The sequence below is a fragment of the Eudoraea adriatica DSM 19308 genome (genome assembly GCF_000382125.1).
GTDB classification, from domain to species: domain Bacteria; phylum Bacteroidota; class Bacteroidia; order Flavobacteriales; family Flavobacteriaceae; genus Eudoraea; species Eudoraea adriatica.
Map to the genome: position 1 here is coordinate 230,723 of NZ_KB907551.1, position 12,871 is coordinate 243,593.

Annotated in this window: 12 protein-coding genes; 8 read left to right on the forward strand and 4 right to left on the reverse strand. The window is 38.0% G+C overall.

From position 1 onward, the window contains the following. Positions 1-58: 58 nt before the first annotated feature. The 4 genes from G504_RS0114630 to recA form a co-directional block, all read right to left on the reverse strand. Positions 59-1,624: an outer membrane beta-barrel protein gene (locus G504_RS0114630; protein ID WP_019670943.1), complete on the reverse strand. Its 1,566-nt coding sequence runs from the start codon at positions 1,622-1,624 to the stop codon at positions 59-61. 11 nt (positions 1,625-1,635) lie between these two features. Next, on the reverse strand, positions 1,636-2,166 hold the full coding sequence (locus tag G504_RS0114635; RefSeq protein WP_019670944.1) for an RNA polymerase sigma factor: 531 nt from the start codon (positions 2,164-2,166) through the stop codon (positions 1,636-1,638). Between the two features lie 36 nt (positions 2,167-2,202). Then, positions 2,203-2,619, reverse strand: a complete 417-nt coding sequence (locus G504_RS0114640) for a metal ABC transporter substrate-binding protein (RefSeq protein ID WP_157473412.1) — start codon at positions 2,617-2,619, stop codon at positions 2,203-2,205. 90 nt (positions 2,620-2,709) lie between these two features. After that, the gene (gene recA, locus G504_RS0114645; protein ID WP_019670946.1) at positions 2,710-3,717 is read right to left on the reverse strand and encodes a recombinase RecA; all 1,008 of its coding nucleotides are present in this window, start codon (positions 3,715-3,717) and stop codon (positions 2,710-2,712) included. A 377-nt stretch (positions 3,718-4,094) separates the two neighbouring features. On the opposite strand from recA, the gene trhO reads away from it, so the two are divergent. The 8 genes from trhO (at position 4,095) to G504_RS0114690 (ending at position 12,862) form a co-directional block, all read left to right on the forward strand. Beyond that, positions 4,095-5,126: an oxygen-dependent tRNA uridine(34) hydroxylase TrhO gene (trhO, locus tag G504_RS0114650; protein ID WP_026348603.1), complete on the forward strand. Its 1,032-nt coding sequence runs from the start codon at positions 4,095-4,097 to the stop codon at positions 5,124-5,126. 213 nt (positions 5,127-5,339) lie between these two features. Continuing rightward, the gene (locus tag G504_RS0114655) at positions 5,340-6,503 is read left to right on the forward strand and encodes a PSP1 domain-containing protein (RefSeq protein WP_019670948.1); all 1,164 of its coding nucleotides are present in this window, start codon (positions 5,340-5,342) and stop codon (positions 6,501-6,503) included. Next, positions 6,496-6,978: a gliding motility lipoprotein GldH gene (locus G504_RS0114660; protein ID WP_019670949.1), complete on the forward strand. Its 483-nt coding sequence runs from the start codon at positions 6,496-6,498 to the stop codon at positions 6,976-6,978. The genes G504_RS0114655 and G504_RS0114660 overlap by 8 nt, the downstream gene beginning before the upstream one ends. A 3-nt stretch (positions 6,979-6,981) precedes the next feature. Beyond that, on the forward strand, positions 6,982-9,336 hold the full coding sequence (locus tag G504_RS0114665; RefSeq protein WP_019670950.1) for a transglycosylase domain-containing protein: 2,355 nt from the start codon (positions 6,982-6,984) through the stop codon (positions 9,334-9,336). Positions 9,337-9,440: 104 nt separating this feature from the next. Next, positions 9,441-10,142, forward strand: coding sequence for a CoA transferase subunit A (locus G504_RS0114670; protein ID WP_026348604.1), 702 nt, complete (start codon positions 9,441-9,443; stop codon positions 10,140-10,142). 21 nt (positions 10,143-10,163) lie between these two features. Then, the gene (locus G504_RS0114675) at positions 10,164-10,817 is read left to right on the forward strand and encodes a CoA transferase subunit B (RefSeq protein ID WP_019670952.1); all 654 of its coding nucleotides are present in this window, start codon (positions 10,164-10,166) and stop codon (positions 10,815-10,817) included. A gap of 345 nt (positions 10,818-11,162) precedes the next feature. Further along, a complete protein-coding gene (locus G504_RS0114685) occupies positions 11,163-11,693 on the forward strand; it encodes a GNAT family N-acetyltransferase (RefSeq protein ID WP_019670953.1) in 531 nt (176 codons plus the stop codon). Between the two features lie 11 nt (positions 11,694-11,704). Beyond that, on the forward strand, positions 11,705-12,862 hold the full coding sequence (locus G504_RS0114690) for a serine hydrolase domain-containing protein (RefSeq protein WP_019670954.1): 1,158 nt from the start codon (positions 11,705-11,707) through the stop codon (positions 12,860-12,862). Positions 12,863-12,871 lie beyond the last annotated feature (9 nt).

Sequence of the window (12,871 nt, forward strand, 5' to 3'; positions counted from 1 at the left end):
GCTCTTGCCAACTTGTATTATAGTCTTTGGGCCGTTTTCTTTTTAATCGGCATCAGGCCTAAAATTTAAAATTCAAACCCGTGTAGACTCCAATAGAGAATGGCTGAAAATCACCGGCTGTTTGAGTAAATGTATTTAATTGGTATTTGAACATGGGTTCCAGGTTCAATTGCAACATTGGTGAAAATTTATAATTTAACCCAAAACCGATGTTTGTACTTAAATTCAAATCATTAATATTATTAGCCTCACCCATCTCAACAGTATTTCCATTAGCCTCAAGTACTACGGAATTAGAAACCAGGAAGAGTGAGCTTAATCCGCCAATTACGTTTATGCCAAATTTTCTGTCCAGTAAGGCATAATTTATTTCTAGGGGCAATTCTATATAGCCGAAATCCTGAATCATTCTTCCATTACGCGCGGGACTTTGTGCCACAAACTCCAGACCAATTGTCTGCTCAGAAAGCTTGCTGTCTTCCATATTCCTGACAACTAAATTTCTTGAGGTAGTTGCATAATTTATGTTATCAATTTGATCATTAGTAGAAGCTGTTAGTGAAGCAGAAAAAGAGATTTCATTTGTATCATAGCCATAGTCAACCCTGTGGAGTCCGGAGCGAATACTCAACTTTTTACTGATATCATAAGAAATCCTCAGACCATAACTAAGATTTACGTTACCACTCTTGGAATTGGACACAAAATTTGAGTGTATTGGTGAACCATCCCCAAAAGAATTAAAATATACCGGCCCTAAACTTGGTCCAACAGACCATCTATTGCTATTACTTTGAGCTACTTGTGTTTCCTGAGATTTTTCAATTTCGTCAAAAATAGACTTTTTGCCCTTTTCTGATTTTACATCTTCTTTCTCTTTTTCCTCCTCTTTTTCCCCGATTACTTTAGCTGTGCCATTTGCAATAGTGGCTTCCCGGAGCCCGGATTTACTTTGGATATCAGAATTTTCGCTATCGACAGCCACAGGATCATTATCAGGAACCTTGATTTTGGCGGCAATACCGGAATTTTCATTTTTTAGAAGCTGTTGTTCCTTGATTTTTGCGCCGGTTTCATCCTTTCCGGCATTTCCGTCTGTTTTTTCGGAACGAACAGAAGCAATAGTTGCTACAGGGTCTGAAGGTTTAGATTTATCAGTTTTTTGCTCTGCTTGTAAAATATTTTTTTCAGTAGTCGCAATAACGGAAGTCTCACCAGTTGGCAGTACCTTTGAGGCCCTGCCATTCGGACTTGCAGAAACTGAATTTCCAATTTCATTCTTTTCATCAGATGAGGTTACAACACCAGCTTCATTTTCATTATTTTCTTCCGGTAAAATTTTTTCAATATCATTTGCCTTTGAATTATTTGTGGAAGGAGAACTTTCTACATCCGTAATTATTTGATCTGTCTTTTGAGCACTTTCAAAAGGGATAAAAACGTATAATAATATGGCTAAAATTGCCGCCGCTCCACCTAATTTCCACCAAACAGGCAGGATTAGACGAGACTTTTTCTTTTTGTCCAGGGAGGCAGCAATGGATTTCCAGACCTTTTCGTCCGGAACCTCACTGAAGTTTTTCAACTTCTCCTGGTACAATTTATCAATACTATCTTTTCTCATGGCTTAAGTATTTAAGCAATATTTATGTTTTCTTTCTTTATTTTATCTTTTAAAATCATTCTGGCTCTGGCCAGGTTTGATTTTGATGTTCCCTCTGATGTTCCTAATTGTTCACTTATCTCTTTATGTGTAAACCCATCAAGGACGTACATATTAAAGGTGATTCTATATTTATTAGGAAGTTCCTGTATATACCGCAGGAGCGTGGGGAGTTCAATATCCAGGTAGTCCGAATCACTCTCGGGTTCTTCAGTAATATTATCATTTACTACTTTCAGATACTCTTCCTTTCTATATTTCTGCAGTACCGTATTAACAGTAATCCTTTTTATCCAACCTTCAAAAGAGCCCTTAAATTTATATTGACCAATCTTATCGTAAATGACCATAAAGCTATCGTGAAGATTATCTTCGGCCTCTGTTTTATTGCGTGAGTATTTAAGGCAGATACCGAACAATATTTTTGCATAATTTCTATACAATTGTTCCTGCGCTATTCTATCTCCTCTTTTACAATTATGTATGAGTTCTTTAAGACTCAAAATATTGGTTAGATTAAACAGACCTAAAATAGTAGATTATTGGTTTACAGGAACTTCAATTTCCAAATATTCTTGTTCGCCATTTTCATTTTCCCCCGTCCAGAACCTAAAAAGATAGGTGTCTGTATATAGGCAGATAAAGTTAAAAGAACCTTCTAATTCAGCCCCTCCGTCCACACATTCCGGATCATCAAACTGAGATCCTATAGGGACTACATTCCTTGTTGTTTGTGCAATTGGAGTCACGTCAAAACCTTCAAAGGAGGCGCAACCATTTGGCAATAAGTAAGTTACATTAATTTTATATTTTTCATGCAATGTAAATGACTGGGGTAACTCTGCACTCACCACCTGGAGAGGAATAAAATAAAAATCCGGCTCATCATCGGTTACACTGCATGAGGACAACACAAATATGAATAATGCCAAAAACAGGGAAACTAATCTTTTCATAATCATCTATTAAAATCTTTAGTATAAGATGATAAGATTAGCTAATGGTTGCTTGGAAAGGCAATAATATAGGAAGGATATAATTCTAAATTATACTTTTACAGTACTGATAGCTTCTTTTATTTTACCTTCTAATTCTTCAAGCAGTTCAGGGTTATCTTGCAAAAGAGATTTAACTGCATCTCTTCCTTGCCCAAGTTTTGTGTCTCCGTAACTAAACCAGGACCCGCTTTTTTTAATGATTTCATATTGTACTCCAAGATCAAGGATTTCACCAACCTTTGATATTCCTTCACCGTACATTATGTCAAATTCTGCGGTTTTAAACGGGGAAGCCACTTTATTTTTAACAACCTTTACCCTGGTTTTATTCCCTAATACCGCACCTTCAGTATCTTTGATTTGTGTTGATCTGCGAATATCCAATCTCACTGAAGCATAAAACTTTAGGGCGTTCCCTCCGGTAGTAGTTTCGGGATTTCCAAACATAACCCCAATTTTTTCTCTTAATTGGTTAATGAAAATAACCGTACTATGTGTTTTGCTGATAGAACCGGTTAATTTTCGAAGTGCCTGTGACATCAATCTGGCGTGCAAACCCATTTTGGAGTCTCCCATCTCACCTTCAATTTCACTTTTTGGTGTTAATGCTGCTACCGAATCTATGATCACTATATCAATGGCACCAGATCGAATTAAATTATCGGCAATTTCCAATGCCTGTTCACCATGATCAGGCTGTGAAATGATAAGGTTGTCAATATCAACGCCTAATTTTTGGGCATAAAACCTGTCAAATGCATGCTCAGCATCAATAAATGCTGCAATACCGCCATTTTTTTGAGCTTCAGCTATGGCATGCAAAGTTAATGTGGTTTTACCGGAAGATTCTGGCCCGTATATTTCTATAACCCTGCCACGAGGATATCCACCAACTCCCAAAGCAATGTCCAAACCAAGTGAACCCGATGGGATAACTTCTACATCCTCAACAACATAGTCGCCCATTTTCATGACAGCACCCTTGCCATAGGTTTTATCCAGTTTATCTAATGTAAGTTTTAATGCTTTAAGTTTTGCGTCTTTATCGTTGCTCATTTGTGATTTTCTATAAAATTAGGAAAGCTAAATTACCATTTCTTTTTCCATATAACAATGTCAAAAGCAACCTTTTTCGTATTGCTGCATCTAACGTACAAGTGATAGTGATTAAACACAAAATATTCCATAGTTCCAATGAACTTTGGGCAATGGTGACCATATCCTTTCAGGTTAATCTATGAAAAAGAAAATTACCAGGGAATGGTCCTTAAAGAGTCTTGAAAATTCAAGGCTCTTTTTTATTTGAAACAAGTCGTCCTACGCCGGCAACTTGGAGTATCAGCCTCAAAATCAATTGGTTTTCTCTTGTTCTAAAGCGGAATATGTTTAATTTTGCATACTATTTTATATTTAAACTTAATCATTGGTATAGCATGCAACTGTACAATACATTAAGTGCTAAAGAAAGAGAATCCCTTATCGAGGAAGCGGGCAAGGAGCGCCTGACTATTTCTTTTTACAAGTACGCACATATTTATAATCCACAATTATTCAGGAATCATTTATTTATTCATTGGAATGAATTGGATGTTCTGGGTAGAATCTATGTGGCGAGAGAAGGGATTAATGCCCAATTATCTGTTCCTGCAGATAATTTTGAAAAGTTCAAATCTCATATAGACAGTATTTCGTTTCTTGAAAATGTTCGCCTGAATATTGCTATCGAACAGGATAATAAATCCTTTCTGAAACTAAAGATAAAGGTGCGAAAAAAAATTGTCGCTGATGGTTTGAATGATGCAACCTTCGATGTAACCAATAAGGGGGTGCATGTTGATGCCACACACTTTAACGAGTTAATAGACGATCCGGATACAATATTGGTTGATATGCGAAATCACTATGAAAGTGAAATAGGTCATTTTAAAAACGCAATTACGCCGGATGTTGACACCTTTAGAGATTCATTGGATATTATAGAAAAGGATTTATCGGACTATAAAGAAAACAAAAATCTGGTCATGTATTGCACCGGCGGCATACGATGTGAAAAGGCCAGTGCCTACTACAAGCATAAAGGGTTTAAAAAGGTATTTCAGCTCGAAGGAGGGATTATAGAATATACCCGCCAGGTAAGGGCTAAGAATCTTGAAAATAAATTTCTGGGTAAAAATTTTGTGTTTGATCATAGAAGAGGTGAGCGTATATCGGAGGATATTATTGCTAAATGTCACCAATGTGGTAAATCTTGTGACACGCATGTTAACTGTGCTAATGAAGCCTGTCATCTTCTATTTATTCAATGCGACGCATGCGCGGACAAAATGAACAGCTGTTGCTCTGACCACTGTAAAGAAATTCATGAACTACCGTTTGAAGAGCAAAAAAAACTTAGAAAAGGGAAAGTCGTCAGCAATAAAATTTTTAAGAAAGGAAGATCAGAGGTATTAAGGTTTAAAAAATAATTCTGCTGATTTTTAGGTGGCATAATTTCAGAAAAATCTACGCAAAATTTTAGGCCTTTTTTACGTTACTTAAATTGGAGAAGATATAATAATTCATTCAATATTTGCCACTTTCCATCACAGCAAAAAAGTACTATCTTTACCTTCAGTAATTATTTATGAACCTATTTTAGTAAATCCGAATTATGGTTTTGCTAAATCAAGATATAAAATATGGGTTGTAACAGTTGTTCAACCGGCAAGGATGGGCAGCCACGGGGATGCAAAAATAATGGGACGTGCGGCACGGATAGCTGCAATAAATTGACTGTATTTGACTGGCTTTCTAATATGTCTATGCCAAGTGGTTCCAAGCCATTTGATTGTGTTGAAATTCGATTTAAAAATAGTAGAAAAGAGTTTTTCAGGAACACGGAAAACCTGTCTTTGTCCATAGGTGATATTGTCGCTACCCAGGCCAAATCTGGCCATGACATTGGTCTTATCACATTAACCGGTGAACTGGTGAAGGTGCAGATGAAGCGAAAGAAAGTTTCCGATTCTCAGGACGAAATTCCAAAAATATATCGAAAGGCAACTCAAAAGGACATAGACAAATGGCAGAAATGTCGGGAAAAGGAAGAAGAGATAAAGAAACGCGCCCGGGAAATGGCTATTTTGCTAAAATTGCAGATGAAGATCTCAGATGTAGAATTTCAGGGAGATGGTTCCAAGGCAACTTTCTACTATACAGCAGAAGAACGTGTTGATTTCAGACAATTGATCAAGGATATGGCGAAAGCCTTTGGTATTCGCATAGAAATGAAGCAAATTGGCTACAGGCAGGAAGCACAGCGCTTAGGAGGTATTGGTTCTTGCGGGAGGGAACTATGTTGTTCAACCTGGTTATCAGATTTCCGCTCCGTGAGTACTTCGGCAGCACGTTATCAGCAACTTTCGCTTAATCCGCAAAAATTAGCCGGGCAATGTGGGAAACTGAAATGTTGTTTGAATTATGAGTTGGATCTTTATTTAGAGGCTCTGGAAGATTTCCCTTCTCAGGACAGTAGATTATTTACCGAAAAAGGAACGGCATTTTGTCAAAAAACAGACATTTTTAAGGGGATATTGTGGTACTCCTATAAGGATGACCCTTCTAAATGGCATACACTTACAAAAGAACAGGTTCAGGAGATACTGGATAAGAATAAAGCTAAAAAACCAGTGGCAAGTCTTGAAGAGTTTGCCGATGAAAACATTGAAGAAGAAAAGTTGATTTTTGAAAATGTTGTAGGACAAGACAGTCTTACCAGGTTTGACCGCCCGAAGCGAAAAAACAAGACAAGCAAGAGTAAAAAGAGAAGGAATAATAGAAAAAGACCTGCTAAAAATGCCTAAAAGAATATTCTACTCAATACTCATTTTATTTATTTGGGCATGTAATAAAAATCTGATTCATTCAGAATTTCAGCCCAACCCCGGCGGAATATGGTCCAAAAGTGACATAAAGGAATTTAGTTTCACTGAAAACGACACTATTAAAGCCAGAGACATATTTATTTCTGTAAGAAATGATGATACTTTCCCTTATAGTAATTTATTTTTAATAGCAGATTTGAAATACCCAAATGGCGATGTTCAAAGGGATACGTTAGAGTATGAAATGGCCATGCCGGATGGCAAATGGCTGGGGAAAGGATATGGTAGTTTAAAAGAAAATAAACTTTGGTATAAGGAAAACATCATTTTTCCCGTTAAGGGCGTATATACTTTACAAATTTCCCATGCTATGCGAAAAAATGGCAGTGCAGATGGGATTATGGAACTCGAAGGCATCACTGATGTTGGTTTCTTAATTGAAAAGCGTAATTAAGTTATGGCAAAAGCCCGGAAAAAAAATGATTCTTCCAATTTTTCTAAGTTTATTAAATGGTTTTGGATTCTGTTTGCTTCAGGATTTTTTATAATTTGTTTAGTGTTTCTATTGGCCTCATGGGGCTTTTTGGGAGAAATGCCAACTTTTGAGCGGCTGGAGAATCCGCAGACAAATCTTGCTACAGAGATAATTTCTTCAGATGGCAAGACTCTGGGAAAGTTTTATTTAGATGATAACAGAACTCCCGTTTCATATGATGAGTTACCCGCCAATTTGGTTAATGCACTGGTAGCAACTGAAGACGCAAGATATTTCGAACATTCAGGGATAGACGCAAGAGGTACTTTAAGAGCAATAGTGTTTCTGGGAGCAAAGGGTGGTGCCAGTACCATTTCTCAGCAATTATCTAAGTTACTGTTTACCAAAAGAATATCCGGCGGGGTGGCAGGAAGGATTGTTCAAAAAGTAAAAGAATGGGTAATCGCAATACGTCTGGAAAGACAATACACCAAAGAAGAGATTATTGCCTGGTACCTGAACACCTATGACTTTATCAATAACGCAGATGGAATACGTTCCGCGTCCAGAATTTATTTTGGAAAGGAACCTAAAGACCTGAGGACTGAGGAGTCTGCCGTTTTGGTTGGGATGTTAAAGAACTCTTCCTTATACAATCCTCTGAGAAGAGAAGAACTCGTATTAAACAGACGTAATACCGTACTTGGGCAAATGGCCAAATACGATTTTATTACGGAAAAAGAGAAGGATTCTCTGCAGGAATTAAAAATGGATATAAATTTCACTCCTGAATCTCACAGGGATGGACTGGCTACCTATTTCAGAATGTATTTGCAGGGGTTTCTTAATGACTGGATTGACAAAAACCCTAAACCGGCGGCTGAAGGGGAAAGAGACCGTTGGAATATATATTTAGACGGTCTTAAAGTTTATACCACTGTAGATTACCGAATGCAGAAAAATGCTGAGGAGGCTGTTAAGGAGCATATGATAAGACTTCAAAAAGAGTTTTTTCATCAAAATACACCAGAAAGAAATAGTACCGCCCCTTTCCTGGAACTGAATCCTGAAGAGACAAGCCGAATTATGGAGCGTGCCATGAAAAACTCAGAGCGTTGGCGTATCATGAAGGCCAATGGTAAATCTGATAAGGAGATCAGGGCGTCGTTTACTGAAAAAACTGAAATGACTGTATTCGACTGGAATAGTGAAACAGAAGAGAAGGATACGATTATGACGCCTTTGGATTCCATTAGGTACTATAAAACTTTCTTAAGGGCTGCAATGATGTCAATGGAACCCCAAACTGGTCATGTTAAAGCTTGGGTAGGCGGACTAAACTACAAACATTTTCAATACGACAATGTTATTCAGGGCGCAAGACAGGCCGGCTCAACCTTTAAGCCTTTTGTATATGCCGCGGCCATTGATCAATTGAGATTATCACCATGTGATTCACTTCCGGATAGTCAGTATTGTATTGAAGCAGGGAAACATGGAAACCCGGAGCCCTGGTGCCCCAAGAATGCTGACGGTAAATTTTCAGGAAGTATGTATACCTTAAAACGAGCCCTCGCAAACTCGGTGAACTCGGTTACAGCACAACTAATTGACAGGGTGGGCCCAAAACCCGTAGTGGCCATTGCCAAAGATCTTGGAATAAAAGGCGAAATTCTGGAGGTGCCTTCAATTGCCCTTGGAACCCCGGATCTAAATGTATATGAAATGGTAGGTGCCTATGGCACCTTTGTTAATCAGGGAGTTTTTGTAAAACCGGTAATGGTAACCAGAATAGAAGATAAGAATGGAACTGTACTTTATGAATACGTTCCCGAAACAAAAGATGTGCTTAGCAAGGAAGTGGCCTATGCAATGGTAAACTTAATGGAAGGCGTTACACAAGGAGGTTCAGGCACAAGGCTCCGGCATTCTTCTAATATAGACCAAACGGTATATAAAGAAATAATTACAGGTTATCCATATGAATTCACAAACCCGATTGCCGGTAAGACAGGAACAACGCAGAACCAGAGTGACGGTTGGTTTATGGGAATGGTTCCCAATCTGGTCACCGGTGTATGGGTTGGTGGCGAAGACAGGGCCACCCATTTTAAAACAATAACATATGGCCAGGGAGCATCAATGGCCTTGCCTATATGGGCTTTATATATGAAAAGTAATTATGCAGATGAGGAATTAGGAATTTCTATGGCGGAATTTCCGGAACCAGAAGAGCTTACAATTAGTGTTGATTGCTCAAAAGAAACAGAAGAATCAATTGAGAAAGATAAGCTTGATGATGATCTTGATGATGACCTTGATGATCTGGATTTTTGATTATTTTCAGAATTTTTCCTGTTAAACTAATCCCGCTTAAAAGCGGGTTTTTTTATTTAATAATGTATTTTAGTATCTATAGGGAACTAACAATTAATTTAGCTATGATACGTAAAACGGTGGCCAGTGTGCAGGATGCATTACTTGGAGTAGAAGACGGAATGACCTTAATGTTAGGAGGTTTTGGCCTTTGTGGGATACCTGAAAATGCAATTTCAGAGCTCGTTCGCCTGGGAGTAAAAGATATAACCTGCATAAGTAATAATGCAGGTGTAGATGATTTTGGCCTGGGTTTATTGTTACAAAAACATCAGATTAAAAAAATGATCTCCTCTTATGTTGGCGAAAATGAGGAATTTGAAAGGCAGATGTTGAGTGGGGAATTAGATGTTGAATTAACACCACAGGGAACCCTGGCCGAGAAATGCAGGGCTGCTCAAGCTGGCTTTCCGGCTTTTTATACGCCTGCAGGTTACGGGACAGAAGTTGCGGAAGGCAAGGAAACACGAGATTTTAATGGCAAAATGTACGTTCTTGAACATGCCTTCGAGGCCAGTTTTGCATTCGTTAAGGCCTGGAAAGGCGATGAAGCCGGGAATTTAATCTTTAAAGGGACAGCTAGAAATTTTAATCCCTGTATGTGTGGAGCAGCTAAGATTACCGTGGCGGAAGTAGAAGAACTGGTACCGGCCGGCGGTCTTGATCCAAATGAAATTCATATCCCTGGTATATTTGTACAACGAATCTTTCAGGGGGAACATTATGAAAAAAGAATAGAACAACGGACCGTTAGATCAAGAAACTAAGAACGAAGTAAGGACAATATTATGCTGGACAAAATTGGAATAGCAAAAAGAATAGCCAGAGAAGTAAAAGACGGGTATTATGTTAATCTCGGTATTGGGATTCCTACACTTGTGGCAAATTATGTCAGAGACGATATAAGCGTTGAATTCCAAAGTGAAAATGGTGTATTAGGCATGGGTCCATTTCCTTATGAAGGGGAAGAAGATGCCGATATTATAAATGCCGGGAAGCAAACCATTACAACATTACCCGGAGCTTCCTTTTTTGATTCGGCAACTAGTTTTGGAATGATTCGCGGAAAACATGTTGATCTTACTATTCTCGGGGCTATGGAAGTAGCAGAAAACGGGGATATTGCCAATTGGAAAATACCCGGAAAAATGGTTAAAGGCATGGGCGGAGCAATGGATCTTGTTGCATCAGCAGAGAATATTATTGTAGCCATGATGCACACCAATAAAAAAGGCGAATCAAAGCTCTTAAAAAAATGTTCACTGCCTCTTACCGGTGTTGGTTGTGTAAAAAAAATAGTAACTAATCTCGGAGTTCTGGAGGTTACCCCCAAAGGATTCCGATTACTTGAAAGGGCTCCCGGAGTAACTGTTGAAGCTATAAAACAAGCAACGGAGGGCACTTTAATTGTTGAAGGAGACATTTCGGAGATGACCATTTAACGATTAAAATATGCACTTTGTCGACATATTTAAATGAGTTACTTATTTCACAACAATTTGGAGATCATTCACAACAAAATTTAAGAGACCTGAATCATACACATTATCTTTATATCATTATTTTTCAACCCCAAATCTTATTTAATTTTAAAACCTATGGACGCACAAATTAACCACAGGCCTGCTGAAGAAGAAATCCAGGTTTACCGAAACGAGTTTTTTAGCGGAATAATAATGTTGACCAAAAAACTATTTATGTTTTAGTAGATAATCTTTAAAGAATTAAAAGGAGTAAAGCAATTTGTTTTACTCCTTTTTTTATTTTCGGGAATATTTAATAACAGTATGAATCTTCATTTATCAAAATGTACAAATTCCGATTTGGATAGACTTCTTTCGATCTCCAGAAAGACATTTATTGATGCCTTTGAAAACCATAATAACCCGGATGATTTTAAAGCCTACATGGAAACGGCTTTTTCCAGAGAACAAATTTTAAGGGAACTGACAAACCCTCAGATGTCTTTTTACCTGGTTTATTCAGAAGATGAGACAATAGCATATTTTAAATTAAATGAAGATGAGGCTCAAAGAGATATAAAGGATGAAAATGCTATGGAATTGGAAAGAATTTATGTAAAAAGTGAATTTCAGAGAAATAAAATAGGCCATTTTATGCTAAATAATATTAAACGTATTGCAGTTGGTAAAAATAAAAGTTACCTCTGGCTCGGAGTTTGGCAGAAAAACGGTAAAGCTATCAGATTCTATGAAAAAAATGGATTTATAAAGTTTGGAAAACATCCGTATTACATAGGCACGGATAAACAAATGGATTGGCTAATGAAACTGAATTTGATTAACTTGGAAAAATAAAGAAATAAACCATGTATGTAAAAACCCTTGCCTTCGCTTTTTTGTTATTATCAACAAATATTACGATCAGTCAGCAGACGAATTATTTTCCTGAAAGAAACGCTACCTGGCTAGAACGGCCTGCGTCTGTTTTTAATCTTGATGAAAAAAAACTTAATGAAGCAGTAAATTTTGCGGAAAACAATGAATATAAAGGGTCGAGAGATTTGCGCATAGCAATTTTAAAGGGTTTTGAGCGAGAACCATTTCATCAAATTTTGGGGCCTACTAAAAAACGAGGCGGTCCTGCAGGGATGATATTGAAAAATGGTTATATCGTTCAAAAATGGGGCGATATAAATCGTGTAGATATGACTTTCAGTGTTACAAAAAGTTTTTTATCCACTGTGGCAGGCCTTGCGGTAGACAATCACCTAATTGAAAGCACAGACGACAAAGTTTCCTCTTATATCTGGGATGGCACTTTTGCAGGAGAACATAATAGCAAAATTAGCTGGAAACATTTATTACAGCAAAACTCAGACTGGTCCGGACAGTTGTGGGGCGGCAAGGATTGGGCAGACAGGCCACCCAGGGATGGGGGGCTGGACGATTGGAAATATAGAGAGCTCAATGAACCAGGATCGGTAATGGAGTACAATGATGTACGTGTGAATGTGTTGGCCTATGCATTGACTCACGTTTGGCGCAAGCCTGTTCCTGTTGTGCTCAAGGAGCATATAATGGATAAAATAGGTGCTTCAACTACCTGGCGTTGGTATGGTTACGACAATGCCTGGACGGTAATAGACGGAATTAAAATGAAATCTGTTACGGGTGGTGGTCATTCCGGGGCAGGCATTTTCATAAATACCGCAGATATGGCGCGTTTTGGCTTGCTATTTCTTAATAATGGTAAATGGAATGCGAAACAGCTTCTTAGTGAGGCCTGGATAGATGAAGCAATAACACCTTCTGTGCCTAACGCTAACTATGGTTATATGTGGTGGCTTAACCAAAAGGGAGACCGTCATTGGGAGGAACTTTCAGAAGATGTTTATTATGCCGCTGGTTTTGGCGGAAATTTTATTGTCATTGACAGGGCCAATAACATGGTTGTTGTTACAAGATGGTTAGAGCCATCCAGGATTGGCGATTTGATGCGTCTTATTCAGGATGCAATAGATTAGAATAAGAAT

Coding starts and splice junctions, on each gene's coding strand:
- G504_RS0114630 (WP_019670943.1), bottom strand. CDS start 1,624: ATGAGAAAAGATAGTATTGATAAATTGTACCAGGAGAAGTTGAAAAAC.
- G504_RS0114640 (WP_157473412.1), bottom strand. CDS start 2,619: ATGAAAAGATTAGTTTCCCTGTTTTTGGCATTATTCATATTTGTGTTG.
- recA (WP_019670946.1), bottom strand. CDS start 3,717: ATGAGCAACGATAAAGACGCAAAACTTAAAGCATTAAAACTTACATTA.
- trhO (WP_026348603.1), top strand. CDS start 4,095: ATGCAACTGTACAATACATTAAGTGCTAAAGAAAGAGAATCCCTTATC.
- G504_RS0114655 (WP_019670948.1), top strand. CDS start 5,340: ATGGGTTGTAACAGTTGTTCAACCGGCAAGGATGGGCAGCCACGGGGA.
- G504_RS0114660 (WP_019670949.1), top strand. CDS start 6,496: ATGCCTAAAAGAATATTCTACTCAATACTCATTTTATTTATTTGGGCA.
- G504_RS0114665 (WP_019670950.1), top strand. CDS start 6,982: ATGGCAAAAGCCCGGAAAAAAAATGATTCTTCCAATTTTTCTAAGTTT.
- G504_RS0114670 (WP_026348604.1), top strand. CDS start 9,441: ATGATACGTAAAACGGTGGCCAGTGTGCAGGATGCATTACTTGGAGTA.
- G504_RS0114675 (WP_019670952.1), top strand. CDS start 10,164: ATGCTGGACAAAATTGGAATAGCAAAAAGAATAGCCAGAGAAGTAAAA.
- G504_RS0114685 (WP_019670953.1), top strand. CDS start 11,163: ATGAATCTTCATTTATCAAAATGTACAAATTCCGATTTGGATAGACTT.
- G504_RS0114690 (WP_019670954.1), top strand. CDS start 11,705: ATGTATGTAAAAACCCTTGCCTTCGCTTTTTTGTTATTATCAACAAAT.